This window comes from Streptomyces sp. NRRL S-340 (assembly GCF_000720185.1).
Taxonomy (GTDB): Bacteria; Actinomycetota; Actinomycetes; order Streptomycetales; family Streptomycetaceae; genus Streptomyces.
Genome location: NZ_JOIY01000014.1, coordinates 220568 through 245359 on the forward strand (window position 1 = coordinate 220568; position 24792 = coordinate 245359).

Consider the following 24792-nt stretch of genomic DNA (forward strand, 5'->3'; position numbering starts at 1 on the left):
GGGAGGTCAGTCGAGGCAGAACTCGTTGCCCTCGATGTCCTGCATCACGATGCAGGACTCGTTCTCCTCGTCGGCGACCAGCACCTCCAGGCACACCGCGCCGAGCGCGACCAGGCGTTCGCACTCGGCCTTCAGGGTGGCCAGGCGCTCCTCACCCACGAGTCCGGTGCCGGCCCGCACGTCGAGATGCACCCGGTTCTTGGCGGTCTTCCCCTCGGGGACGCGCTGGAAGTACATGCGCGGGCCCACGCCCGTGGGGTCCTTGCAGACGGCCCACGCGCCGCGCTCCTCGGGCGGGAGGGAGCTGTTGAAATCGTCCCAGGTGGCGAACCCGTCCGGCGGAGGCGGGAGGACATAGCCCAACACCTCGCACCAGAAGCGGGCGACGCGTTCGGGATCCGCGCAGTCGAAGGTGACCTGGAACTGTCTGACCGATGTCATCGTGCCACCGTAGCAGCGTGACTTCCCTGGTCAACTCCTTTATGAGCGCCCTCCCGCCGACGCCGGCGGGCCCGGGCGGCCCGCCGTCCGGCCCCCGGTACGTCCGGCCCTGACGACCGGACACAGGCCCTGAGTACGGGTACTCATGCGCGTCGCCCCGCGGTCACGGCAGCCTGCACCCATGACGGACATTCTTCCGGCCCCGAGGCGCCGGCGCCCCTGGTCGCAGCGGACGCGGCCGGGCGTGGACCTCGCCCTCGCGATCCCGCTGTTCCTGCTGGAAGCCGCCTGGCTCGTGCTGGACTGCGTCTACGGCTACGGCCTGGACGTCTGGGCGGCCCAGGGCGACCGGGCGGAGATCGACGCGGCTGCCCTGGCGCAGATGGGACGGGTGCGTACGCTGCTGATCGCCGTACTCGTCGTGGCCGTTCCAGCGGCCGTCTTCCGCGCCCGCTGGACGGTGACCGCGCACCTGCTGGTGGCGCTCCTGGCGGGCGGAGTGCCGGCGGCCGCGCAGCACGACTGGGACCGCAGCCACCGCCCGCCGGTCGGATGTGTCCGCTACAGCGCCAACTGCTGAGCGCCGCAGGTCCGCTTGACGCAGAGCGCGGCCGCCCGCCGGGTGTGCCCTGCACCGCCACCGCACCCATCGCACCCCGGCACCGCAGCTCTTCCCGCCCGGCCACACCCCGGGAAGCGTGCCCCGCCCTCGCGCGGAAAGGTCCCGGCGGTGCGGCGGACCGGCCGCCTGGTGCCCGGCGGTTGTCACCGTCCCGTCACAGTCGACGACCGGTGAAACGCGCCCCGGCGGTCCGCGCTCTGTCCGGGTGTCAGCCGATGTCCGCAGCAGAGGACGCTTCATGAACCGTCGTCACGCCTGCGCCGCCGCCGCGGTGCTCGCCTCCTCCGCCGCGCTCCTGGCGAGCGTGTGCGGGACGGCCGGCGCCGGATGGGACTCCGCGACGGCGGCCGGCACCCGGGCCGTGTCCGTGGGGCCCGGTCCGGTCGGCGCCGGGGCCGTGTCCGCGGTGGCGGCCGGTGCCCGGACCGTGTCCGTGGAAGCGGCCGACGCGCGGGCCGTGTCCGTCGAGGCCGGTCCGGCCGGCGCCGGTCCGCGGGTGGTCACCATCGCCGAAGCGCGGGTCAGGACCACGACGGTCACGACTTCCGACCCCTGCCGTCCGCCCGCCGGGTACCGGAGCTTGCCCGGGCCCGTCCCCGGGACGTGCCACCGGCCGGCCTGAGAGGCCCGTCCCTGTGTCCGTGGTGAAGGAGAAGCCCGTGCTCGTCTGGGTGAACGGCGCGTTCGGCAGTGGCAAGACCACCCTGGTGGAGGAGCTGCGGTCCCGTTGGCCGCAGGCGTTGGTGTTCGACCCGGAGACGGTCGGATACGTGCTCCGCGGGATCGTGGAGGTGCCGACCGGCGACTTCCAGGATCTGCCGCTGTGGCGCCGCCAGGTGGCCGCCATGGCGGTCGGTCTGGTCGAGGAGTACCGGCGGCCGGTGCTGGTGCCGATGACCCTGGTCGATCCGGCGTACGCGGGTGAGATCTTCGGCCGGCTCGCGGACGCGGGCGTGGAGGTCCTCCACTTCTTCCTGAAGGTCCCTGCCGACGTGCTGGCCGAACGCATCGACGGCCGGGTCTTCACGCCCGGCGACCCGGCGAGCGACGAGCGGATCCGCGCCTGGTGCAAGGCCCGGATCCCCGCCTGCCTGGCGGCTGCCGACGTACTCCCGCGGGGCACCGTGTCCCTGGACGGCGAGCTGGCCCCGCCGGAACTGGCCGGCCTCGTGCTCGCGCGGGTGCCCGCGGCTGCGCGCCCCTGACGGCGGGGGCCGGCCCGCGCAGGTGGCGTGCCGCGTGGGCCGCAGGACGGGGGCGGGCGCCGGGGGCCCCACCGGCGTCCGCGGTGTCGGTGCCGGTGCTACTCCGGGCGGGACGGGCGGCACGTCACGCCCGGAGCGACAGCCGGCCTCCGGGTCAGCTCACGTGGTTGTACGCGTGGCCCGTGTGGGCGTCCGAGACCGTGCGGGCCTCGCACGGCCGCGTGGCGTCACCCGTGCCGGAGTACAGGTAGACGGTGCTCGTGTCGGGGCGGTACGCGAAGAGGTCGGCCTTGCCGTCGTGGTCGACGTCACCGGCGCCGACGAGCTGGGAGTAGACCTGCCAGCCCGCGCCGATCCTGGTGCGCTGCGCGTAGGTGCCGTCACCCTTGCCGAGGTAGAGCCACAGGACGCCGTCCCTGTCGCGGGCGACGAGGTCACCGCCGGCGCTTCCGGCGAGGTCTCCGACGGCGACGAGCTGGTTGTAGACGTCCCAGCCGTGGCCGATGCGCACGCGGGCCTCGAAGGGGCGGGACGCGCTGCCGGTGCTGCGGTAGAGCCACAGGCCGCCGCTTCTGTCGACGGCGACGACGTCGGGGCGGCCGTCGCCGGTGAGGTCGCTGCCGCCGGTGATGTGCGCGTACGTCTGCCAGCCCGGGCCGACCCGGACGCGCGCGGAGAAGTTGCCGTCCTCCCGGCCCGAGTACAGCCAGAGCACGCCGTCCTTGTCGCGGGCGACGAGTTCGGGGGTGAACCCGGGGTTCTTCGGCCCCGCGATGTCACCGACGTTCTCGATCTTGTCGTAGGTCTGCCAGCCACCGCCGATCCGCGCCCGCGCCCGTCCGTCCCGGGCGCTGTCCCGCCACAGCACGCCCGAGGCGTCCCGGCCCAGCAGGTCGGCGAGACCGTCGTCGTCGATGTCGTGCAGGGCGGAGGTGGGCGTGCCTGCGTGCGCGAGGAGCCGCACCGCCGGCCGGCCGTCCGCGCCGAGCGAGAGGCGGTAGAAGCCCTTGCCCCGGGCGGAGCTGCTGCCCTGGACGATCAGCGCCGCGCCGTCAGGGGTGGTGTACGAGAGGTCCTCGTGGTCGAGGAACTCGGTCTTCTCGCCGGTCCTGAGGTGCAAGGCGGTGGTTCCGTAGGTCACCCAGTCGCCGAGCAGCCCGAACCGCAGGCCCGCCCCTGCCGTGGTCCCCGGTACGGCGACGGCCGTCTCGGCACCGGTGGTCCGGTCGCGGACGACCACCCGCACGGTGTTCGTGGCGGTGTCGTCCTCGGCCCAGGCAAGACGGTTGCCGCGGACCACGGGGTTCCGCGCCTGCCGCGGGTAGGGGAAGGTGAGCGTGGCGTCCGTCAGGTCGACGAGGCCGAAGCGCTCCCCGCCCTGCGCGGTCCTGACGCTGAGCAGGCCGTGCGTGGCGTCCGCCGGCCGCACCCGGTCGTAGGAGGCCCCCTCCGGCATGCCCTGGACCGGCCGCGGTTCGGCGTCCTTGGTCTCCAGCCACAGCTTCGTGGCCCCGCGGACGAAGAGGGCCGACCCGGCCGTGCCGCCGTAGAGGCTGTCCAGACCGTCGTGGACATCCTTCATGCCGAACGAGGTCCCGGTGGACATGTCCAGGACGTTGGTCCCGTTCATGTCACCAGTGGTGACGACGGCCGTGTCCCCGGACGTCTCGACGATCCCGTCGATGGTGCCGTAGGCCGTGTCGCGACTCGGCCCGCCCGCGTACGGGGTCCAGCGCAGCTTCCCGTCCTCGCCGTCGTGCGGGACGTACGTCATGAAGCCTCGGGCGCCCGCGGAGGCGAGCCGGGCGCCGGGCACCATCGGGAGCAGGTCGCCCGCCCCCGCTGTCACGGCAGCGGCCGGAGCCGCGCCCGCCGGGGCCGCGGCCAGGGAACCCGTGGCGAGTGTGACGGCCAGGACGGTGACGACGGCGGCGCCCAGACGGCGCCGGCCGGTGTGTTGAGACGACAAGAACGTTTCCTCCCGCACGAACGGACCGGGACGCCACCTGGTGCGTCCCCGCCGGTCCGACCACCGGCAAGGCGAATTGGTTGTACACGCGGCGTTGCGACCCGGTGTACGGCTCGCTCCGCGACCCGGTCCCGCGACGCTCCGCGGCCGACGCACGCGCGGCGCGCGCACGGTGTCCGCGGGGCGGAGGGCGGGTCCGCCGTGCGGGGGAGCGGGATGCGCCCGGGGGCTGACGCGGGCGGGGGCGCGGGCGCCGCAGGATGGCCCCGGCGGAGGGAGACGCGGTGGAGCGTGGGGACCGGATCGGGCGCGCGGCGGCGTACGGGGCGGCGGGCGCCCTCGTGCCGTACCTGGTCATCAAGGTGTCGTGGGTGGCCGGTTCGCTGCTGGGACTGCTGCCGGTCGGGCGCGGCTTCGGCCTGCGCGGCTGGCTCGTCCTCAACACCGTCACGATCGGCATGGCCGCGGCCGGGATCACGCTCGGGCTGGCGCTGGTACGCCCCTGGGGGATGCGGATCCCCGGCCGGCTGGTGGGGTTCGTCGCCTGGGTCGGCTCCGGGTTCCTGGTGTCGATCCTGCCGTTCGTGGCCGTCAGCGCCCTCGTGGACTCCCGGACCCGGAGCCCGGCGGGCTCCGGGCAGCCGGGCGGTGCCGCGGAGATGCCGGGCTGGGAGGCGGTCCTGCTCCAGTGCAGCTTCGTGGGAACCGGGCTCGCGCTGGCCGTCGCGTTCCCCGCCTACCTGCGACGGCGCCGGCCCCACGCACTGCGCCGCCCGCGACGGACCGGGCCCCGCGCCTCGTCAGGGCCGTGGTGGCCCGTCGTGACCGGCGCCCTGACCGGCTCGCTCTGGCTCTACTGGGCGGCCGGCGGCCTGCTGGGCATCACGGACCGCGACGAGCGGCCGGCCGGCTGGCACGTACTGACCGGCGTCAGCGCCTGCTGGGCGCTCGCGGCGTCCGCCGCCGTCCTGATCCTCCGCCGGCGCCGGCCGGCCCGGCTGTGGTACCCGGTCCTGCTCGCGACGGCGTGGCTGGGGTCGGGCTCGATGTTCGCGTGGAGCGGCTGGCGCCTGCCGGCCACGGTGTACGTGACCCTGGCCCACCCGAGCGACGTCCACTACCCGGAGAACGCCGCCCTGGCGGTGACCCTGCACCTCACGGCGGTGCTGACGGGGGCGGGGCTGCTACGGGCGCTGGTGCGGGGAGGCCAGAACGTTCCGGGACGCTTCGGGCGCCCGCTCGGCCGCCCACAGTATGAGAGTTGACTCTCACATGTTATGAGAGAACACTCTCAGGTATGACCATGGACCGTCACAATCGCCTGGGCGACCTCGAGATCACCGACCCGAAGGCCATGCGGGCGCTGGCTCACCCCGTACGGCTCGCCATCCTCGAACGGCTCCACCGGGACGGGCCCGCCACGGCCACGCAGCTGTCACCGCACGTCGGGGCGACCCCGTCGGTGACCAGTTGGCATCTGCGCCATCTGGCGGGATTCGGGCTCGTCCGCGACGCCGAACCCGCAACGGACCGCCGGGCGCGGCGGTGGGAGGCCGCGGCCCGGGGTTTCCGGTTCGAGGTGCCCGAGGACGAGGAGGGGCGCTCGGCCGCGAGGTCGCTGTCCCGGGAGATGTTCCTCCGCTCGGCCGGACTGCCGCATCGATGGGTGACGGAGACCGAACCCGGGCTCGATCCGCGGTGGCGCCGTCTCGCGGGGCTGGCCGACACCCGCGTCGTGGTGTCCGCCGAAGAGCTGGCGGCCATCGAGGACGCGATCGAAACCGTCCTCGCCCCTTACGTGACACGGGACCGGGCGCAGCGGCCGGACGGCGCCCGCGGGGTCCGGCTCCTGCGCTACCAACTCCCTGAGAGCAGCGACGAGCCGGCCGGCGAAGCGGCCGGAGGTCCAACCGATGAAGCCACCGAAGAACGGTCCGGGGACGCGGCCGGAGAGCCGGCCGGCGAAGCGGCCCGGGTGCAGACCGGCGAAGACACCGGAGTGCAGACCGGCGAAGACACCGGAGTGCAGACCGGCGAAGACATATGAGCACTCCGCCCGCCTCGCTGTGGAGGGACCGGCGGTTCCTCCGGTTCTGGGCGGGACAGTCGGCCTCCCAGTTCGGTGACCGCATCTCCGAACTGGCGTTGCCGCTGATCGCCGTAGGGGCTCTGCACGCCTCGGCGCAGCAGGTCGCGTGGCTGACGGCGCTCGCCTGGGCGCCGAACCTCCTCGCCGTCGTCCTGGGCGCCTGGGTCGATCACAGGGCGCGCAAGCGCCGCCTGATGGTCCTCGCCGATCTGGCCCGCGCGTGCCTGCTGCTGACCTTGCCGCTCGCCTCCCTGTGGGGCGACGTGACGCTCACCCAGCTGTACGCGGTGGCGCTGCTGACCGGGGCCGCGGGCGTGCTGTTCAACACCGCCTACCCGCCCTTCTTCGCCCGCCTCGTACCGCGCTCGTCCTACGTCGACGCCAACAGCAGGCTCAGCGCCAGCCGTTCCGCCTCCTACATCGCCGGTCCGGCCGTGGGCGGAACTCTCGTCCAGGCCGTCACCGCACCCGTCGCCGTGATCGCGGACGCCCTGACCTTCCTGGTCTCCGCAGCCCTCGTGGGACGGATCCGGATGGACGAACCTGCCGCCGCCCGTGACCCGGATGCCGCCCAGGGCGAGCGGGCGGGCGGCGCACTGCTGCGCCGTGCCGGGGAAGGAGTGGCCTTCATCGTCCGTCACCCCGTGCTGCGAGCGAGTCTCGGCTGTGCGACGACCGTCAACTTCTTCACGTTCCTGACGGGCACAGGCATGACCGTGCTGTTCGCCGACCGCGTGCTCGGACTGTCGCCAGGGGCCATCGGGCTGGCCTTCGGCATCGGGTCGACCGGAGCACTGCTGGGCGCGGTGCTCGCCCCGGTGATGTCGCGGTGGATCGGCCTGGGCCACAGCATCGCGGCCGGCTCGGTACTGTTCCCGGCCCCGCTGGCCCTCGCCGCCGCCGCGGGCGGTCCGCCGTGGGCCCGCGCGGGCGCGCTGGGGCTCGCGGAATTCCTCGCCGGCATCGGCGTCATGCTCTTCGACGTCAACCTCAACTCCCTGCAGGCCGCGGTCATTCCCGACGCCATGCGCAGTCGTGTGGCCGGTGCGTACAGCACGGTCAACTACGGGGTCCGCCCCCTCGGTGCCCTGGCCGGGGGAGTGCTCGCCACCGTCGTCGGGCTCAGGGCGACCCTGGTCGTGGCCGCCGCCGGGGGAGCGCTGTCGGTGCTCTGGCTGCTTGCCTCGCCGGTGCCGCGCGTTCGCTCCCTGGCGCCCGGTGAACCGCTCCTCGCCGCCGTCGGGGGCGGTGCCGCCGAGGCGGACATCCGCTCGCGCCGCACGTCTGGACCGCGGCAACGGGGGTATCCGCGCGGGCGGAACGCTGTCACCGAGGAGTGGGGAGTCACTGTGCCGTCCACGGACGTCGTCGAACTGATCCTGAAGGACCACCGGCGGATGGAGGATCTCTTCCGCACCATGCGCAACGCGGAGGCCGACCGGGCCGCGGCGCTCGGGGAGTTCGCCCAGCTCCTCATCGCGCACGCCTGCGCGGAGGAGGACGAGGTCTATCCGGCCCTGCGGCGCTACAAGAACGTGGAGGGCGACGACGTCGACCACAGTGTGCACGAGCACCATGAGGCGAACGAGGCCCTGCTCGCCCTGCTGGAGGTCGAGGACACCGGCTCCGAGGAGTGGGACGAGAAACTGGAGGAACTCGTCACCGCGGTCAACCACCACGCCGACGAGGAGGAGCGGACCCTGCTCAACGACGCACGGGAGAACGTCGCCGCCGACCGCCGGTCGCAGCTCGGCGAGGCGTTCCGGGCCGCGCGCGCCAAGTACCTCGACGAGCGCCGCGGGGACGTCGACAAGGTGCGGGAACTGGTGGCCTCCGCCGGCGAGTGACCGGCGCGGCCCGGCCGTCGCCCCGCTACACCGGTGCCGCGCCCCCGGCCGCCGCCGGCCGCCCGCCCGCGGCGGCCGGCTCGTGCGGTGCCTGTGCGGGCTGAAGGTTCCGGGCGGCCTGAAGGGGCTGGACCGCCTGAAGGTGCTCGGCGGTACGGAGGCGCCGGCCGTCCTGAAGGTGCCCGGCGGTCCCGGCGTGCCGGTCCGCCTCGGCCGCCGTGCAGGGGGAGGCGAAGGTGAACGCCCGGGGCCCCGGCCCGTGCTCCCGCAGCTCCGCCAGACGCTCCAGGGCCTCGCCGGCGGTCGGGCGGTGACCGGCGGGGACCCACCAGAGCACCAGGTGCGCCTCGACGTGCCGTTCGAACCATTCGCGGCGCCGTCGCATCACACCGTTCGTCGAGCTGCTCGACCCGGTCAACGCCGCCGCCGAGAAGGCGCCCGGATTCGTATGGCGGCTCATGGAGGAGGGGGCGGCCGATGCCACCGGCCTGCGCCCGGCGGGCGAGGGCATCATCGTCAACCTGACGGTGTGGCAGTCCCGGGAGGCGCTGTGGGACTTCACCTACCGCAGCGGCCACCTGGAGGCAGCCTGTCCAGATGGTGCGCGGCGAGCGTGCGCGCCACCCCGGCCGCCTCGGCTGCCTCGATGCGGCCGACTTCGCGGCCCTGGGCCACCACGTACTCGTACAGGCGACGCCGTACCGGATCCTGCAGCACCGCGATCGCGTCGATGTCCTCCACCCGGCCATTCTAGGAACAATCCGGATGGGAGATAGAAACACCGACGGCGGCCTCGGCGGTACCCTCCGCCGCCCCGGGGCCGTCCCGGTGGAGGGGGCCCGTGTCCGAACGGCGCGGCGGTCTCTTTCCCGGACGCGCGGCCCCGCCCGTCGCGTTCGCTTCCGGGCGCCGCGGTTCGATCACACGGTCCTCACCCCGGCGCAGGGCCCGGCCCGCCACCCCGATTCCGGGTGGCGCGGGCCGGCGCCGCGGCCGGCTCGCCCCGCGGCGGCACGCACCGGCCGCCCTCATCAACCACCCTCACCGGCCCCCGGTTCCGGTGATCCAACACCCTTGACCATATCTGTACTTGAGAACAAACATGAGTCGTAGTCTAAAATTGCCTTGAGGTCGTCCTCGTGCGGAGTGAGGGGCGGGCGGAGCGCCCTGCGCAAGCCGGGCCGGAAGGAGACTGCAAGGTGGACGTTCAGAGGCTGGAGACATTCGTGGCCGTGGCGCAGAGCAGCACCATGGCCGAGGCCGCCGACCGGCTCGGCTATGCGCGCTCGACGGTCACGAGCCACCTGCAGGGGCTAGAACGCACCCTGGGCGTCTCGCTGCTGGAGCGGGGCGCCTCGGTGAACCGGCTCACGAAGGCGGGCACCCGCTTCCTCGAGTACGCGACCGACATCCTGGACAAACTGGCGCAGGCCCAGGCGGCGGTGACCGCTGCCGCGGAGGACCGGCCCAGCAGCCTGAACATCGGCGCGACCGCGTCCCTGTGCACCTACCGGCTGCCGGGCTTCCTGCGGATGCTCCGCCGGCTCATGCCGAACCTGGAGACCCAGATCTTCGTCGGCTCGGTCGCCCAGCTGCGCGACCAGGTCGGCCGGGGTGAACTGGCCGCGGCCCTCATCAACTCGGCGACCGCACCGGCACCGGCGGCGGTGGTCCGGCTCGTCGGGGACGACGACCGCCGGCACCTGTGGACCGACCGGGTCGTCCTGGCGGGCACGCCCGAGTCGGCGGCACACCCGCAGCGGCTCCTGGTCACCGCGCCGGGCTGCGTCTACCGGGACATCGCCGAGCGCGAGGTGCTGCCCCGCCTGGGCCGCGTCCAGGTCCAGCAGGTGGGCAGCGTCGACGGCGTGAAGTCCTCCGTGCTCGGCGGCATGGGCGTGGGGGTGATGCCGGTCGTCGCGGTCGGACCGCAGCTGGAATCAGGCCAGTTGGTGGAGATACAGCCGTCGGCGCTGTCCCCGGTGATGACCGAACTCATCTGGAACGCGGAGGTCACTCCCGCCCACGTGGTCCCGCACCTGCGACGGCTGCGCCCGCCGGGCGCCCCCCGGCCCGACCAGCCGGCCGCCGCGCGCGCCGCAGGCGGTATGGCGAGTTGAGCCGGCGACCGCCCGAGCACGACGGTGCGGGCCCCGCCGAACACCGCCACCCGCACCCCGGCCCCGCCCAGTCCCGCCCCACGCACCCCGGGCCCGAGGAGCACCGCCCCAGGCACCCCGGCCCCGCCGAACACCGCCGCACGCACCCCGGGCCCGGGGAACCGGCCACCGAGGGACGTGGCCCCTCCCGCCGGGCGGGGACGCCGGGCTGCCTGATGGTCGTCGCCGCCTGCGTCCTGTTCGGCCTGAGCGGGACTGCCTCGCGAGTGCTCATCGACCACGGCACCAGTGCACTGACGGTCACTCAGTTCCGCATGTCCGCCGGGTTCCTGAGCCTGTTCCTCGTCCTGTGCCTCACCCGCCGCGACCTGCTGCGCCTGCCGTGGCGGCGGCTGCCGGGGGTCGTCCTCTTCGGGCTGGCGCTCGCCGCCGTCATCTACTGCTACTCGATGGCGATAGCCCGGCTGCCGCTGGCCGTCGCGCTGGTGCTGCAGTACAGCGCCGCCGCCTGGCTGACCGGCGCCGACGCCGTCCGGCAACGCAGACGGCCGGCCGCCAGCGTCCTGGCGGCCCTGTCCCTCACGCTCGGCGGAGTCGTCCTGATGGTGGGCATCGGCGGTGCCCAGCTCAGCCGACTCGACCCCGTAGGCCTCCTCTTCGGACTGGGCACGGCCGGCGCCTACATCCTGTACCTCGTGTGCGGCCGCGGCATCGGCGACGCCGTACCGGCCGCCACCTCCACCCTGTACGGATCCCTGGTCGCGGCCCTCGCCTGGTGCTGTGTCCAGCCGCCCGGGCGCATCGAGAGCGGCGCGTGGGAGCCGCGCACCCTCGCCGTGCTCGTGCTGATCGGAGTCCTCGGCATGGCCGCTCCCTTCGCGCTCGTACTCGGTGCCGTACGCTCCCTCGGGCCGACCCGGGTGAGCATGCTCGGTACCTTCGAGATCGTCGCCACCGGTGTCATCGCCTATGTGTGGCTCGGCCAGGCCCTGACACTCCCGCAGTGCTTCGGCGGGCTCCTGGTCGTCACCGGTGTCGCCGTCTGCGGACGCCGCTCCCCGGACGGGGACCCGGCCGAAGGCCCGCGCCGGCCCCGGCCGGGCGCACCGTCAGCGTAGTCGCCGCCCGCCTGCGGGCGCCGGAGCGGTACGTCATCCGTGAACAGCGGTTCACGACCTCCGAACCGGCCTGGGCCGGCGGCCCGGAAACCGGGATCGTCGAAGTGCCGCGGCAGACCGCGGCACACCGACAGGAGGTCCTCCCCGTGTCCCCCATCCAGTCCAGAGCCACACGCGTCCTGCTCTCGACGGTCTCCTCCGACTCCCACACCTGGAACCTGGTCTTCCTCCAGCTGCTCCTCGAAGAGCGGGGTTACGAAGTGACCAACCTCGGCCCGTGCGTGCCCGACGCCGAACTCGTCGAGCAGGTCCGCGTGCAGCGGCCCGACGCCGTGGTCATCTCCTCGGTGAACGGGCACGGACACATCGACGGCCGCCGGCTGATCAGGAAACTGCGTGAGGACAGTGACGAGGCCGTGGCCACCGTCCCGGTCATGATCGGCGGAAAACTCGGCATCCAGGGAGCCGCCCAGCCGCAACTCGCCGACGAACTGGTCGCCGAGGGCTTCGACGCGGTGTTCACGGACGGCGCCGACCCGGCCGAGTTCAGCGTCGCGCTGCAGCGGATGACCGCCGGCCGCGCCGGGATCACCGGAGCCGCCGCATGAGCGGGATACGTCCGCAGAACAGCCCGGACATGCAGGACTACGTGGAACACGCCGCGCGGGCCGGGCAGTTGGTCGTCCAGCCCCGGATGGGCATGTCCGACCCGAAGACCATGGCCGACGGCCTGGCGGCCGTCGCGGCGGCCCGCGCCCGGACCCTGGCCACGCTCACCATCGACTCGTACACCAGGGTCGAGGACACCGCCGGCGCACAGGCGGCCCTCGCCGCCGGCCGCGCACTGAACGGCTTCCCGATCGTCAACCACGGACCGCGGGTGACCGCGCAGGTCGCGCGGGCCGCCGACGGCATCCCCGTCCAGGTCCGGCACGGCTCGGCCCGCCCCGCCCACATCTTCGAGGCGATGGTCGGGGCGGGACTGTCCGCCTCCGAGGGCGGCCCGGTCTCCTACTGCCTGCCCTACTCCCGGCTTCCGCTGGCCGAGGCGGTGCCCGCCTGGACGGACGCGACCCAGCAGCTCGCCGAGCAGGCGGCCGACCACGGCATGCGGGCCCACCTGGAGACGTTCGGCGGCTGCATGCTCGGGCAGATGTGCCCGCCGTCGCTGCTGGTGGCGATCAGCGTCCTGGAGGCGATGTTCTTCGCCCGCAACGGCGTGACCTCCGTTTCCCTGTCGTACGCCCAGCAGACCAACGCCGTACAGGACATCGAAGCGCTGGCGGCCCTGCACCACCTCGCCGAGCTCTTCCTGCCCTCCGGCATCGCGCGGCACGTCGTGCTCTACACCTACATGGGTGTCTACCCCGCCACCGAGGGCGGGGCGGAACTGCTCCTGGACTCCTCGGCGCAGATCGCCGTACGCGGCGGCGCCGAGCGGCTGATCGTCAAGACCGTCGCCGAAGCCCACCGCATCCCCACCGTCACCGAGAACGTCGCGGCCCTGGAACGCGCGGCCCGGGCCGCCCGCCAGGCCGTGCACGACACCTGCCCGCTGCCGTGGGCCCGCCAGGTCGACTACGAGACCGTCTACAGCGAGGCGCTGCGGCTCATCACCGCCGTCCTGGAGCACGGCTCCGACATCGGTACGGGCCTGCGCGCCGCCTTCGCCTCCGGCGCCCTCGACGTGCCGTTCTGCCTGCACCGCGACAACGCGGGCGCGGCCCGCGGGGCGATCGGCGACGACGGCCGGCTCGTGTGGGCCCGCACGGGCGCCATGCCGCTGCCCGCCCCCCGCACCACCCACCACGCCGTCACCTCCGGCCGGCTCCTGGGCATGCTGCGCTACACCGCGGACGCCCACGACCGGGCCGCGGCAGCGCTGGCCCGCGCCCGCGCCGACGCCATCGCCCCGGCCCCCCACGAGGTCACCGACCCCTCCCGCATCGCGGTCGTCGGCTCCGGCCCGCGCGGACTCGCCGTCGTCGAACGCCTCGTGGCCCGCCTGCGCGACACGGCGCCGGACAGGGCGGTGGAGATCGTCCTGATCGACAAGGACGAGGTCGGTGCCGGACGCATCTGGCGGACCGGCCAGAACCCCGCCTTCCTGATGAACACCGCCTGCGGCGAGGTGACCATGTTCTCCGGTCCCGCTGACGGCGGCCCCGCCAGAGCGGGCGCGGGACCCACCCTGGGACAGTGGTGGGCCGCCACCGAAGACCCCTGCTACCCCGGCCCCAACGCCTACGCGCCGCGCGCCCTGTATGGCCAGTACCTGCAGTTCTTCCTCCAGGCGGTGCAGGACTCGCTGCCCGCCGGCGTCACACTGCGCCGGCACACCGGACACGTCGTCGGGATGCGGCGGGCGGACGGCGCATGGCAGCTGCGCCTGGACGACGGCGAACTGCTCGACGCCGACCGGGTCGTCCTCGCCACGGGGCACCCCGTGACCGAACTCCCCCCGGACCAGGCCCGCTTCGCCGAGTTCGCCGCCGGCCGGCCCCGGCTGCGCCACATCCGCGGCGACAGCGCCGCCGACATGCCGCTGGAGCGCGTCGCACCCGGCTCGCACGTGGCCGTCCTCGGGATGGGCCTGACCTTCTACGACGTCGCGGCGGCGCTGACCACCGGCCGCGGCGGCGAGTTCCGCGAAGGCCCGGACAAAGTGCTGCGCTACCTGCCCTCCGGTCTCGAACCGGTCCTGGTGGCGGGCTCACGCTCCGGAGTGCCGCTGCCGGCCCGCGGCCTCAACCAGAAGGGACCGACGTGGCGGTACACGGCACGGCTGTTCACCCCGCGGCGCGTCACCGCCCTGCGCGCGCACGGCCGGCCCCTCGACTTCCGTACCCAGGTGTGGCCCTGGCTGCACGCGGAGATGCAGCTCGTCCACTACGCGACCGCGGTGCGCGCCCGGCTCGGGGACGGCGCGGAGCAGGAGTTCCTCACGCGGGCCACCGCCCTCGTCGAGGACGCGGGCGCCGACGCGGCGCAGGAGACGCTCCGCGCCGCCGCCGCGGAACTCGGCGTCGACGACCTGGCGCCGCTGGACGTCGACGAACTGACGCGCCCCTTCGCCGGCCGCACCTTCGCCACCCCCGCCGAGTTCACGGCCGCACTGCGGGAACTGATCGACGACGACCTCCGGCACGCCGCCCAGGGCAACCTCCACGGCCCCCGCAAAGCGGCCCTGGACGTCCTGCGCGACGTACGCGGCACCATCCGGCGCGCGGTCGACTTCGACGGCCTGACCGCGGCCTCGCACCGCGACGACTTCCTCGGCTGGTTCGCGCCGCTCAGCTCGTTCCTCGCCGCCGGCCCCCCGGCGGTCAGGCTGCGCCAGACACGGGCGCTGATCGACGCGGGCGTCCTGCGGGTGGCCGGCCCGGCGGCCGAGTTCGCCGCGGACGAGGCCGAAGGGTGCTTCACCGTCCGCTCCCCGCAGGTCGCGGGAGCACCGCACCACTGCGAGGTGCTCATCGACGCCCGCATCCCGGCCCCCGACCTCCACCGCGACACCACCCCGCTCACCCGGCACCTGCTCGACACCGGACTGTGGACGCGCTGGACCAACGAACAGGGCGAGGGCGGCCGCGTCGCCGGCGGCGTGGCGACGACCGCCGCCCCGTACCGGCCCGTCACCGCGGCGGGAACGGCGGCCGAGGGCGTGTACGTGCTCGGCATCCCCTCCGAAGGACAGCGCTGGTTCATGCAGGTCGGGTCCGCGCGGCCCGGTCCGTGGACCGACTTCACCAAGGACGCCGACGCCGTCGCCCGGGACGCGCTCGCGGCGCTCCCGCAGCCGGCCGCCCCCCGCACGCTGGAAGGAACCCCGCGATGACGACCCGAGACGACCTCGGCACGGCACACTCCGTGCTCCGCCGCACCCCCGCCCACGCCGCCTTCCGGCGCGGCCGCGACCTGCTCCTGGACCTGCGCGCCGACCACGACGCCGCCCGCCGGGCCTTCAGGTGGCCCCGTCCCGCCCACTTCAACTGGGCCCTGGAGTGGTTCGACGTCATCGCCCGGGACAACGGACGCACCGCACTGGAACTCGTCGGACCCGACGGCCGCGACCGGCGGATCTCCTACCAGGACCTCGCCACCCGCTCCGACCAGCTCGCCAACTGGCTCACCGCGACGGGCGTACGGCGCGGCGACCGGGTGCTCCTCGTCCTGGGAACACAGGTGGAGCTGTGGGAAACGCTTCTCGCCTGCCTGAAGACCGGGGCCGTCGCCATCCCCACCTACACCTCCCTGACCCGCAGCGAAGCCGCCGACCGGATCAGGCGCGGCCGGGTCCGGCACGTGATCGTCCGCAGCGACCTCACCCCCCTCTTCGACGTGCCCGCCCCCGGCCCGCACGCCGCCCTGACCCGCATCGCGGTCGGCGCCCCCGTCGAGGGCTGGCACGCCTACGCCGACTCCCACCGGGCGCCCGCGTCCTACCTGCCAACCGGCCCGACCCCGGCCTCCGACACGGCCTTCGCCTACTTCACCTCCGGCACCACCTCCGCCCCGAAACTCGTCCTGCACACCCACGCCTCCTACCCCGTGGGCCACCTGTCCTCCATGTACTTCAACGGCCTGCTCCCCGGCGACCGGCACGTGAACATCTCCGAGCCCGGCTGGGCCAAGCACTCCTGGTCCAGCTTCTTCGTCCCCTTCACCGCCGAGGCGACCCTCGTCGTCCCGCCCGCCGAGGACACGGTCACCGGGCCCTGGCAGCTGCCGCGGCTCCTGGAGGAACGCGGCATCACCAGCCTCTGCGCCCCGCCCGCCCAGTGGACCCGGCTCGCCGCCCACGCCACGACCGCCCGGCCGCGACTGCGCGAAGCCACCACCGCGGGCGAACCGCTCGCCCTGCACGTGGCGGAGACCATCGAAGCCGAATGGGGCGTGACCGTCCGCGAAGGGTACGGCCAGACCGAGACGACCGCCCTGGTCGGCACCACACCGGGGCTGCCCCGCAAGCCCGGCTGGCTGGGCAAGCCCCTGCCCGGCTGGGACCTCAGCGTCCGCGACGAGCAGCTGTACGTGGAACTCGCCGGCCACCCCGTGGGCATGATGACCGGCTACGACGGCGACCCCGGGCGCACCGGGCAGGTCCTCACCGCCGACCGGTACGCGACAGGGGACTCCGCGGTCCTGGCGTCCGACGGATACGTACGGCTCCTGGGCCGCCGCGACGACGTCTTCAAGTCCGGCGGACACCGCGTCTCCCCGTACGAACTCGAAGCGATCCTGCGCACCCACCCCGCCGTCCGCGCGGCCGCCGTGGTGCCGGTGCCCCACCCCGCGCTGACGCTCGCCGCGCACGCCGTCATCGAGACCGAGCCGGGCACGGTCGTCACGGAAGAAGAACTCCTCGCCCACGTCGACCTCCACGTCACGCGCGCCCTGCGCGTCCACAGCGCCTCCTTCACCGACGCGCTGCCCCGCACGACCTCCGGCAAGATCCGCCGCTCCGAGGTGGGCGCACGACTGCGCGCCACCCGGACCGGCACCGCACCCGGCCCCTCCACCCCGGAAGGCAGCTCCATGTCCCTCACCAGTCACTCGCCCCAGCGCCGCGACGTCCTCGTCATCCGCGCCCTCCTCGACGGCACGGACCTCGACCGGCTGCCGTGGCAGGCCTACATCCAGCCCGGCCGCCAGGCGGTCGACGTGCACTGGCTCTACACCGCCGAGGAGACCGGCCCCGACGGCGCGGAGGCCTACCTCGCCCGCTTCGGGGCCGGCGCCCACGGAGACCTCCACCGCCACCTCGGCTTCGAACTGATCGTGGTCGTGGACGGCGAACTGCACAACGACAACGGCGACGTCTACGGACCCGGCTGCCTCGTCCTGGAGAAGCCCGGCAGCGTGCACCGCGTCAGCAGCCCCCACGGCTGCACCCTCCTCGTGATCCGGGAGAAGCGCACCGAAGCCCTGCTGCCCGGCGAACTCCCCGACACCGGACTCGTCCTGGACGGCGCCCCGGCCGCCGCCTCCTGACCACCCTGCCCCCCACCCGCACCTCCCGAGCAGAAAGCCCCTCGAGGACATGTCTCAGCAGCTCACGACGCCACCCGTCGCCCACCCGGCCACCGGCCTCCCCGTCGGCAGGTCCGGCAGGACCCACTCCCCCCGCTACAAGTGGGGAATCCTCGGCATCGGCATCATCGCGCAGGCGGCCTTCAGCGCGGCCTTCCAGGGAATCCCCATGGCCAGCGCCGTCCTGCAGACCGACTACCGCTACTCCACCGGCCAACTCGGCCTCGTGCTCGCCGCGCTGACCTGCGGAGCGGCCGTCACCGAGATCGTCTGGGGACTGCTCACCGACCGCTTCGGCGAGCGGACCGTGCTGATCACCGGCCTGGCCGGCACCACCGTGTGCCTCGCCGCGGCCACCGCCTTCCTCGTCCCCACCGGCGGATACTCCCCGCCCGCCTGGCTGCTGTCCACCGTCCTGCTGCTCGCCGGTGCCCTCGGCGGCTGCGTCAACAGCGCCTCGGGCCGGGCGGTGCTCGGCTGGTTCCCGCCCGGCAACCACGGCTTCGCCATCAGCCTGCGCGTGGCGGCCGTCCCCCTCGGCGGTGCGATCGGCGCGCTCGCACTGCCCGCCCTCGCCATGAGCGTCGGCTTCCGCGGCGTCTTCGGCTTCCTGACCGCCTTCGCGCTCGCCGCCACCCTTGCCATCGTCTGCTGGCTCGACGAGCCGCCGCTGCCCGCGGCCGGACACAGGACCGCCACCGTCAGCCCGCTGCGCCGCTGGAAGATCTGGCGGATCTCGCTGAGCGCCTTCCTGCTCGACTTCCCGCAGTTCACCGTCCTGTCGTTCGCCGCGATCTACCTGCACACCGAGCACGGCGTCGGCATCACCGCCATCTCCGGTCTGCTCTTCGCCGTCCAGGCGCTGGGCGCGGTCTCCCGGGTGTGGAGCGGACGCTGGACGGACAGCAGGGGCGGCCGGCACCGCCGTACCCTCGTCATCGCCTACAGCTGGATCATCGCCGCCTGCTTCCTCGGGCTCGCGCTGTGCCAGTCCGGACCCGCCTGGATCGCGGCCGCGCTGATGGTCGTGGCCGGTCTGCTCTCCTGCGGCTGGCACGGCGTGCACTACGCCGAGATCGCCATCATGGCGGGCAAGGAACGCGCCGGAACAGCCCTGGGCCTGGAGAACACGATGGTGTTCGCCGGCGCCTTCCTCACCCCCCTGGTCATCCCCGGCATCCTCGCGGCCACGTCCTGGCCGGTGGTCATGCTGCTCGTCGGAGCCGTCCCCGCGGTGCTGTCCGCGGTGGTCATGCCCCGCGAGGGGAAGTAACGCGCCCCCGCTCCTCCCGTCAGCCCCCGCCGACGCCCCGCCCGCCCCGCCGTGGATCCCCCGGCGGGGCGGCGGCCGTGAGCGGGGAGGCACCGCCCCCCGCGCGCACGGCCGGGCGACGCTCCACGGTCCCGGTCCGGCGGACGAGCCGGGGAAGAGGGCCGCGGACGAGTCATCCGGGCCCGGTACGGGCGCCCGCGCTGGCAGCAACCTGTCAGCAGGCGTACGGAGGTTAGCGTCCGGGGCGGCACCGTGTTTGGCTGCCCGCAGTTGCGCTGAGCCCCTCGGAACCGAAAGGCGCGCCATGGAGAAGTACGGCGAGACCCTGTTCGCTCTGGACCAGGACGAGGAAACCCGGCTGCGCCTGCTCGCCGAGGTCTTCGACCCCCTGTGCACCCGGACGCTGGCGGCGCTCGGCGTGGCACGCGACGCACGGTGCCTGGAGGTGGGGGCCGGTTCGGGCTCCGTCGCCCGGTGGCTGTGCGGGCGGGCCCCGCAGGGCGACGTGGTCGCCACCGACCTCGACACGACCCTGCTGGAACGCATACCGGAACCCCGGCTGCGCCGCCTGGTGCACGACGTCACCCGCGACCCGTTCCCCGACGACTCCTTCGACGTCGTCCACGCCCGGCTGGTCCTCAGTCACCTGCCGCAGCGCGACGACGTCATGCGCCGGATGCTGCGCTGGCTGCGGCCCGGCGGCTTCGTGCTGATCGAGTCGTTCTGCTGGTTCCCCGTCGAGAGTTCACCGAACGCCACCTACCGCAAGGTCATGCAGCGCTGGAGCAGCCTGATCTGCGGAACCCTGGGCACGGACAGCTGGTGGTCGCGCGGCCAGCCGGGTTCCTTCCTCGGCTACGGCTACCGTGACGTCGGGGCGAACACGGTCACCCAGAACCTGCAGGGCGGCACCCGGCTCGCCGACTTCTGGCGGCGGACCGTGGACATGTCGCGCGAGCCGCTGCTCTCCGGGGGCTATGTGACCCCGCACGAGCTGGAGGAGTTCCACGCCCTGCTGGGCGACGGGGACTTCTGGGACCTCGCGCCCGCGCTGGTGCAGTCGTGGGGCCGCAAGTAGCGGCCCGCCCGGCACCCTCCGTCTTCCCTGCGACCCACCGGGAGTGATGCACCATGCCGACCACCGGACTCGGCACCGTAGGCCTGGATCCCGCCGCCCGGCAGCGTCGGCCCCGCGTCGGCCACATCTCGTTCCTGAACTGCCGCCCCCTGCTGTGGGGACTGCGGCGCTCGCGGCTCCTGCCCGACGTGGACCTGGTGTCCCTCACCCCGGAGGCGGCCGGCGACCGGCTGGCCGCGGGCGGACTCGACCTGGGGCCGGTCAGCCTGGCCGCGTACCTGCGGCACACCGAGGACCTGCTGCTGCTCCCGGGACCGGCCATCGCGGCCGACGGACCCGTCATGTCCTGCAACATCGTCAGCCGGCGCCCCCTGGAGACGACCCCCGCACCGCTCGTCGGGCTCACCTCGGCCAGCCGTACGACCGTGCTGCTGGCCCGGTTCCTGCTGGAGGAGCGGTTCGGGCTGACACCCCGCTACTTCACCGGTCCGCCCGACCCGGCGGAACTGCTGCGCCGGGGCGACGCGGCCGTCGTCATCGGGGACCCGGCGCTGCGGGTCCACTTCCACGGTGTTCCGGGCGGGGGACCCGCGACCGTGTACGACACCGCGGCACTGTGGACGCGGTGGACCGGGCTGCCCATGGTCTTCGCCGTCTGGGCGGTGCGGCGGGAGTACGCCGAGCAGCACCCGGACACCGTCGCCGCCGTGCACCGCGCCCTGCTGGCGGCACGGGACGGCGCGCTCGCGCACCTGGAGCGGGTGGCCGCCGAGGTCGCGCCGGGCTCCGGCTTCACCGCCCCCCAACTCCTCACGTACTACCGCACGTTGCGCTACGAACTCACCGGGGACGGGCTGCGCGCCGTACACCGTTTCGGCGAGCTGGCCGCCCGCCGCGGGCTGGTCCCCGGCGACTGGGCCGTCCGCACCTTCGAGGCGGCCCCGTGACGGGCCGCGCCGCACCCGCTCCACCGGACCGGCCGGACGGCCCCGCCCCGGTGTCCAGCTCGCGGGAAGGGTCCGGTGGCGCGGACGTGGTGTCCAGCTCGCGGGAAGGGTCCGGTGGCGCGGACGTGGTGTCCAGCTCGCGGGACGGGCTCGGTGACGCGGACGCGCTCTCCACCCTGCGGCGCATCCTCGCCGCGCGCTCGCGGCCCGATCCCTACCCGCTGTACGAGCGGATCCGGGCCGCGGAGCCCGTGCGGGTGCCGGGCCGGCCCGTGGTCGTGTTCGCCTCCCACGAGGCCTGCCGCGCCGTACTGCGCGATCCCCGGGCCAGCAACGACCGGCGGCACGCCCTGCTCTACCGGCAGAGCGAGCAGGGCCGGCGGAGCGAGCGGGCCGAGGGGGCTGAGCAGGCCGGCCGAGCGGCCGGGCACGGTGAGCCGGCCGGGCACGGTGAGCCGGCCGGGCAGGCCGGCCGGGCCGCGGGGGCGCCCGCCATGGAGCTGCCGTCCTTCCTGTTCAGCGACCCGCCCCGGCACACGGCGCTGCGCCGGCTCGCCGCCCCCGACTTCACCCCGAGGGCCGCGCGGCGGCTGGCGCCCATGATCCGGGAGCTGATCGACGACCTGCTGGACGAGGCGGCGACGAGGTCACGGATGGACGGCGTCGCCGACCTCGCCTCCCCGCTGCCCGTCACCGTCATCTGCCGGGTCCTCGGCATCGACACCGGCGACCAGGACTGGTACCGCGTCCGCTCCTCCCTGCTCGGCCGCTCGGTCGACCCGTACCTGGCGTTCGTCGGCGTGCCTGCGCCCGGCCTCGCCGAACGCCGCCGGGCCGAGGCCGAACTCACCGCCTTCTTCCTCCGGACGGCGGCCCAGCGGCGGGCCGAACCACGGGACGACGTCATGTCGCGGCTGCTGGCGGCGGCACCGGACGGCGAACGGCTCACCGACCAGGAGGTCGTCACCACCTGCCGCCTGCTGCTGAACGCCGGTCACGAGACGACGGTCGGCCTCATCGCGAACGGTCTGCTGCTCCTGCTGGAGCACCCGCAGGTCCTGGCCGCGCTGCGCGAACGTCCCCGGACGACGGCGCCGGCCGTGGTCGAGGAGGTGCTGCGGCTGCAGCCACCGCTCCAGATCGTGCACCGCCACGCCCGTGAGGACCTGGAGGTGTGCGGCACCCGCGTCGCCCGGGGTACGACCATGGTGCTGCTGCTGGCGGGGGCGAACCGTGACGGCGCCGCCTTCGGCTGCCCGCACCGCTTCGACGCGGAGCGGGAGGACGCGGGCGGGCACCTGTCCTTCGGCCTGGGCACGCACTACTGCCTCGGTGCCCCGCTGGGCCGGCTGGAGGCCGAGCTGGCGTTCACACGGTTCGCGCAGCGGGTCGTGGAACCCCGGCTCGCCGAGGGGCCGCCCCGCTACCGGCCGCACGTCGTGCTGCGCGCGCCGGCGGCACTGCCGCTGCGCGCCGGCGCCGTCCTCGGCCGCGCCACCCCCTGGGACGGCACCCCGCCGCCCCGCCCCACGGCGCCCTCCTCCCGGCGAGGGTGAGGGCGGCGGTGGGGGTGAGGGCGACGGCGGGGGAGGGGGCGGACGACGGGTGAGCGAGGGCTGCCCGCAGGCCGCCCTCGCCGCCCGCCGCCGACCGCCCTCGCCGGCCCCGACGCCGGCCGCGGCGCAGTGCCGTCGGCCGCGCCCCGCCGTCAGCCGCGGCGCAGCGCCAGTACCGCGTTGTGGCCGCCGAAACCGAAGGAGTTGCTCAGCACCAGGTCGCCGTGTCCGGGAAGGGGCCGGGGCACGGTGCGGACCACGTCCAGGGGGATGGCGTCGTCCAGGTCGTCGCAGCCGAGGGTGGGCGGGATGGTGCCGTGGTGGAGGGTGAGGGCCGCCGCCACCGCCTCCACCCCGCCGGCCGCGCCCTGGAGGTGTCCCAGGTTTCCCTTGAGCGCCGTGACGGGCACCGGGACGGTCCCCTCCCCGTCGCCGAAGACGGTGTGCAGGGCGGCCGCCTCCGCGAGGTCGCCCTCCACGGTCGCGGTGGCGTGCGCGTTGACGTGCACGACGTCGGCGGGGGACCCGTCCGCGTCCGCGATGGCGCGCCGCAGGGCGACCGCGACACCGCCTCCGGTCGGGTCCGGCGCGGCGATGTGGTGCGCGTCGGCGGACAGGCCCCACCCGGCGGCCTCGCAGTAGATCCGGGCCCCGCGGGCCAGTGCGTGCTCCTCCGCCTCCAGCACCAGCAGGCCCGCGCCTTCGGCGTTCACGAATCCCGTACGGTCCTTGGCGAACGGGCGGGACGCGGCCTCGGGTTCGTCGTTGCGCGCCGACAGCGCGCGCATGGCGGCGAAGGCGGCCATGATCTCCGGGGTGACGGCGGCCTCCGCCCCGCCGGCGAGCGCGACGTCCACATGGCCGTACCGGATCCGGTCGATGGCCTGCCCGATGGCCTCGGTGCCGGACGCGCAGGCGCTGACGACGGTCCGGGCCTCGCCCGTCACCCGCAGGTCCAGCGAGATCTGTGAGGCGGCCTGGGAGGGGACCGTCATGGGGGCGGTGAGCGGCGGGACCGCCCGCACGCCCCGGTCCCGCAGCCGCCGGTCGCCGTCGACCAGCACGGGCGCCCCGCCGATGATGGTGCCGACGCACACGCCGACCCGTTCCGGGTCGAGGCCGCTCGCCGTGGTGCCCTCCGCGGCGAACCCGGCGTCCTGCCAGGCCTCGCGGGCCGCGAGCACCGCGAAGAGGGCGGCCCGGTTCATGCGCCGGGCCTGTGGTTTGGGCAGCAGGTCGAGCGGATCGACGGGCACGGTTCCCGCGATGCGCACGGGATGGCCGGCGAACTCCGGGGCGGCCAGCGGGCGGATGCCGCAGCGGCCCTCGAGCAATCCCTCCCACAGGGCTTCCCCGCCCAGCCCCAGGGGACTGATCGCGCCCACTCCGGTGACCACGACGCGCCGGCCCTGCCGGGCGCCGCTCGGTGATTCCGCGTTCGTGATGTGCTTCACAGTCTGATCCTCGGTTTCGGTGTGACTTCTCTGACGTTTGAAGCGCGATTTCCGGGGCCCGGTCGGTCTTTCCCGGCCGAACTCCCTTGCCGCGTGCGCCGGCTGAGCACCGCTCAGCCGACAGAGGCGATCAAGCCTCCGTTAGAGTTGACTCTCGGATTAAGCAGCGATCGGGGGCAATCGTGACCGGAAACAGCGAAACCGACATATCCGGACCCACTTCGGCAGGCGGGGAACCGGATGAATTCCAGCTCGAATTCGGTGACCTTCCCGCCCTGTTGCGCGCCTGGCGCGCCGAGGCCGGCGAACGGCTGGGCCGCGCCAAGGCGCTGCCGCAGAAGGAGGTCGCCCACCGGATGGGCGTCAGTGAACGCTGGTACCGGGCACTGGAGAGCGGGGCGCAGGTGCCGCTCACCGCGGACACGCTGACCAGCCTCGCCGACGCGCTGGACCTGGGGCCGGACGAACGGACCGCGCTGTACTGGTACCGGCGGACCGAGGTGTCGGACGAGGAGCACCCGCACGGCGACGACGGCAGGATGACCCGCCTGAAGCAGTTCGTCGATGCGCAGTCGAATTTCCCTGCCTATCTCATCGACCACGCGTGGAACGTCATCGCCTGCAACGAGCTGATGGTTCAGTGGTTCCCCTGGGTCCGCGAACCGCGGGCCAATCTCATGCGCTGGGTCCTGCAGAATCCGGAGTCGCGGGAGCAGATAGTCGACTGGCATCGACAGGCTTCGCTGTATCTCGCCCAACTGCGCTTCGCGCTCTTCCGGTATCCGGAAGACGCGACTCTCCAGGCTTTACTGGAGAGTGCCCTGAATGATTCCGACTGCCGGGAACTGTGGGACGCCGGGCCACGCATCATCGCGTTTCGCCAGGGCGGACGCTTCCATCTCTCTCTCCCCCATGTTTCACAGACCGAGCTGGTTGTCACCGCCCAGGTCCTCCTCCCCGCGTACCGGCCAGGAGCACGCTTCGTGGCACTCATGCCGGCGTAGTGGCTCCTGCCCCGGAGTCACTATTACACAGAACCG

At 74.0% G+C, this 24792-nt stretch carries 20 protein-coding genes and 3 pseudogenes; 17 read left to right on the forward strand and 6 right to left on the reverse strand.

Translation table 11 applies throughout. From position 1 onward, the window contains the following. Window positions 1-6: 6 nt before the first annotated feature. Window positions 7-441, reverse strand: a complete 435-nt coding sequence (locus tag IG64_RS13750; protein ID WP_037855471.1) for a VOC family protein — start codon at window positions 439-441, stop codon at window positions 7-9. A 181-nt stretch (window positions 442-622) separates the two neighbouring features. On the opposite strand from IG64_RS13750, the gene IG64_RS13755 reads away from it, so the two are divergent. Beyond that, window positions 623-1021 carry a DUF6234 family protein gene (locus tag IG64_RS13755; RefSeq protein ID WP_234438510.1) on the forward strand — a complete coding sequence of 133 codons (399 nt, stop codon included), beginning with the start codon at window positions 623-625 and terminating at the stop codon, window positions 1019-1021. 291 nt (window positions 1022-1312) lie between these two features. Here IG64_RS13755 and IG64_RS41150 read toward each other — a convergent pair whose 3' ends face one another. Further along, window positions 1313-1603: a hypothetical protein gene (locus IG64_RS41150; RefSeq protein WP_158771559.1), complete on the reverse strand. Its 291-nt coding sequence runs from the start codon at window positions 1601-1603 to the stop codon at window positions 1313-1315. A 119-nt stretch (window positions 1604-1722) separates the two neighbouring features. Between IG64_RS41150 and IG64_RS13765 the strand changes: the two genes are divergently transcribed. Beyond that, the gene (locus tag IG64_RS13765; RefSeq protein WP_037855618.1) at window positions 1723-2268 is read left to right on the forward strand and encodes an AAA family ATPase; all 546 of its coding nucleotides are present in this window, start codon (window positions 1723-1725) and stop codon (window positions 2266-2268) included. Between the two features lie 154 nt (window positions 2269-2422). Here the strand turns inward: IG64_RS13765 and IG64_RS13770 are convergent, their stop codons facing one another. Beyond that, complete coding sequence (locus IG64_RS13770) at window positions 2423-4237, reverse strand: FG-GAP repeat domain-containing protein (protein ID WP_037855479.1); 1815 nt, start codon at window positions 4235-4237, stop codon at window positions 2423-2425. 284 nt (window positions 4238-4521) lie between these two features. Between IG64_RS13770 and IG64_RS13775 the strand changes: the two genes are divergently transcribed. From IG64_RS13775 to IG64_RS38750, 4 genes and pseudogenes are all read left to right on the forward strand, one after another. After that, window positions 4522-5502, forward strand: coding sequence for a hypothetical protein (locus IG64_RS13775; protein ID WP_051812837.1), 981 nt, complete (start codon window positions 4522-4524; stop codon window positions 5500-5502). A gap of 32 nt (window positions 5503-5534) precedes the next feature. Further along, window positions 5535-6284, forward strand: a complete 750-nt coding sequence (locus IG64_RS13780) for an ArsR/SmtB family transcription factor (protein WP_234438511.1) — start codon at window positions 5535-5537, stop codon at window positions 6282-6284. Beyond that, window positions 6281-7522 (forward strand): annotated as a pseudogene (locus IG64_RS13785) (MFS transporter); the annotation flags it as partial. The gene IG64_RS13780 and the pseudogene IG64_RS13785, both read left to right, overlap by 4 nt. Before the next feature lie 153 nt (window positions 7523-7675). Then, the gene (locus tag IG64_RS38750) at window positions 7676-8173 is read left to right on the forward strand and encodes a hemerythrin domain-containing protein (protein WP_078883986.1); all 498 of its coding nucleotides are present in this window, start codon (window positions 7676-7678) and stop codon (window positions 8171-8173) included. A 25-nt stretch (window positions 8174-8198) separates the two neighbouring features. Here the strand turns inward: IG64_RS38750 and IG64_RS43250 are convergent. Then, window positions 8199-8561 (reverse strand): annotated as a pseudogene (locus tag IG64_RS43250) (DUF3291 domain-containing protein); the annotation flags it as partial. A 13-nt stretch (window positions 8562-8574) separates the two neighbouring features. Here IG64_RS43250 and IG64_RS42175 point away from each other — a divergent pair. After that, window positions 8575-8700: pseudogene (locus tag IG64_RS42175) on the forward strand (DUF3291 domain-containing protein); the annotation flags it as partial. A gap of 31 nt (window positions 8701-8731) precedes the next feature. Here IG64_RS42175 and IG64_RS38765 read toward each other — a convergent pair. Further along, a complete protein-coding gene (locus tag IG64_RS38765) occupies window positions 8732-8914 on the reverse strand; it encodes a hypothetical protein (protein WP_420709921.1) in 183 nt (60 codons plus the stop codon). 458 nt (window positions 8915-9372) lie between these two features. Between IG64_RS38765 and IG64_RS37600 the strand changes: the two genes are divergently transcribed. The 9 genes from IG64_RS37600 to IG64_RS13845 all read left to right on the forward strand — a co-directional run bounded on the left by IG64_RS37600 (window position 9373) and on the right by IG64_RS13845 (window position 22298). Further along, window positions 9373-10293, forward strand: a complete 921-nt coding sequence (locus IG64_RS37600; RefSeq protein WP_051812839.1) for a LysR family transcriptional regulator — start codon at window positions 9373-9375, stop codon at window positions 10291-10293. Then, window positions 10290-11411, forward strand: coding sequence for an EamA family transporter (locus tag IG64_RS13805; RefSeq protein ID WP_158771561.1), 1122 nt, complete (start codon window positions 10290-10292; stop codon window positions 11409-11411). The genes IG64_RS37600 and IG64_RS13805 overlap by 4 nt, the downstream gene beginning before the upstream one ends. Before the next feature lie 146 nt (window positions 11412-11557). After that, entirely contained in the window at window positions 11558-12019 is a 462-nt protein-coding gene (locus IG64_RS13810; RefSeq protein ID WP_037855485.1) for a cobalamin B12-binding domain-containing protein, read from the forward strand. Then, window positions 12016-15249 carry an FAD/NAD(P)-binding protein gene (locus IG64_RS38770; RefSeq protein WP_051812841.1) on the forward strand — a complete coding sequence of 1078 codons (3234 nt, stop codon included), beginning with the start codon at window positions 12016-12018 and terminating at the stop codon, window positions 15247-15249. Before IG64_RS13810 ends, IG64_RS38770 begins: the two co-directional genes overlap by 4 nt. After that, window positions 15246-17405 (forward strand): AMP-binding protein, encoded by a 2160-nt coding sequence (locus IG64_RS13825; protein WP_051812843.1) that lies wholly within the window; start codon window positions 15246-15248, stop codon window positions 17403-17405. The genes IG64_RS38770 and IG64_RS13825 overlap by 4 nt, the downstream gene beginning before the upstream one ends. A gap of 49 nt (window positions 17406-17454) precedes the next feature. Beyond that, complete coding sequence (locus IG64_RS13830; protein WP_078883976.1) at window positions 17455-18717, forward strand: MFS transporter; 1263 nt, start codon at window positions 17455-17457, stop codon at window positions 18715-18717. A gap of 304 nt (window positions 18718-19021) precedes the next feature. Further along, window positions 19022-19795 carry a class I SAM-dependent methyltransferase gene (locus IG64_RS13835; protein ID WP_051812845.1) on the forward strand — a complete coding sequence of 258 codons (774 nt, stop codon included), beginning with the start codon at window positions 19022-19024 and terminating at the stop codon, window positions 19793-19795. Between the two features lie 53 nt (window positions 19796-19848). Then, on the forward strand, window positions 19849-20742 hold the full coding sequence (locus tag IG64_RS13840; RefSeq protein ID WP_051812847.1) for a menaquinone biosynthetic enzyme MqnA/MqnD family protein: 894 nt from the start codon (window positions 19849-19851) through the stop codon (window positions 20740-20742). Between the two features lie 125 nt (window positions 20743-20867). Next, on the forward strand, window positions 20868-22298 hold the full coding sequence (locus IG64_RS13845) for a cytochrome P450 (RefSeq protein WP_051812850.1): 1431 nt from the start codon (window positions 20868-20870) through the stop codon (window positions 22296-22298). Window positions 22299-22450: 152 nt separating this feature from the next. Here IG64_RS13845 and IG64_RS13850 read toward each other — a convergent pair whose 3' ends face one another. Next, complete coding sequence (locus IG64_RS13850) at window positions 22451-23752, reverse strand: beta-ketoacyl-[acyl-carrier-protein] synthase family protein (RefSeq protein ID WP_234438512.1); 1302 nt, start codon at window positions 23750-23752, stop codon at window positions 22451-22453. Between the two features lie 182 nt (window positions 23753-23934). On the opposite strand from IG64_RS13850, the gene IG64_RS13855 reads away from it, so the two are divergent. After that, complete coding sequence (locus IG64_RS13855) at window positions 23935-24756, forward strand: helix-turn-helix domain-containing protein (RefSeq protein WP_158771563.1); 822 nt, start codon at window positions 23935-23937, stop codon at window positions 24754-24756. The last annotated feature ends 36 nt before the right edge of the window (window positions 24757-24792 follow it).

Bases quoted from the DNA above. Each gene is read 5' to 3' on its own strand.
- IG64_RS13750 (WP_037855471.1), bottom strand. From the start codon at position 441: ATGACATCGGTCAGACAGTTCCAGGTCACCTTCGACTGCGCGGATCCC.
- IG64_RS13835 (WP_051812845.1), top strand. From the start codon at position 19,022: ATGGAGAAGTACGGCGAGACCCTGTTCGCTCTGGACCAGGACGAGGAA.
- IG64_RS13840 (WP_051812847.1), top strand. From the start codon at position 19,849: ATGCCGACCACCGGACTCGGCACCGTAGGCCTGGATCCCGCCGCCCGG.
- IG64_RS13825 (WP_051812843.1), top strand. From the start codon at position 15,246: ATGACGACCCGAGACGACCTCGGCACGGCACACTCCGTGCTCCGCCGC.
- IG64_RS13830 (WP_078883976.1), top strand. From the start codon at position 17,455: ATGTCTCAGCAGCTCACGACGCCACCCGTCGCCCACCCGGCCACCGGC.
- IG64_RS13780 (WP_234438511.1), top strand. From the start codon at position 5,535: ATGACCATGGACCGTCACAATCGCCTGGGCGACCTCGAGATCACCGAC.
- IG64_RS13755 (WP_234438510.1), top strand. From the start codon at position 623: ATGACGGACATTCTTCCGGCCCCGAGGCGCCGGCGCCCCTGGTCGCAG.
- IG64_RS38770 (WP_051812841.1), top strand. From the start codon at position 12,016: ATGAGCGGGATACGTCCGCAGAACAGCCCGGACATGCAGGACTACGTG.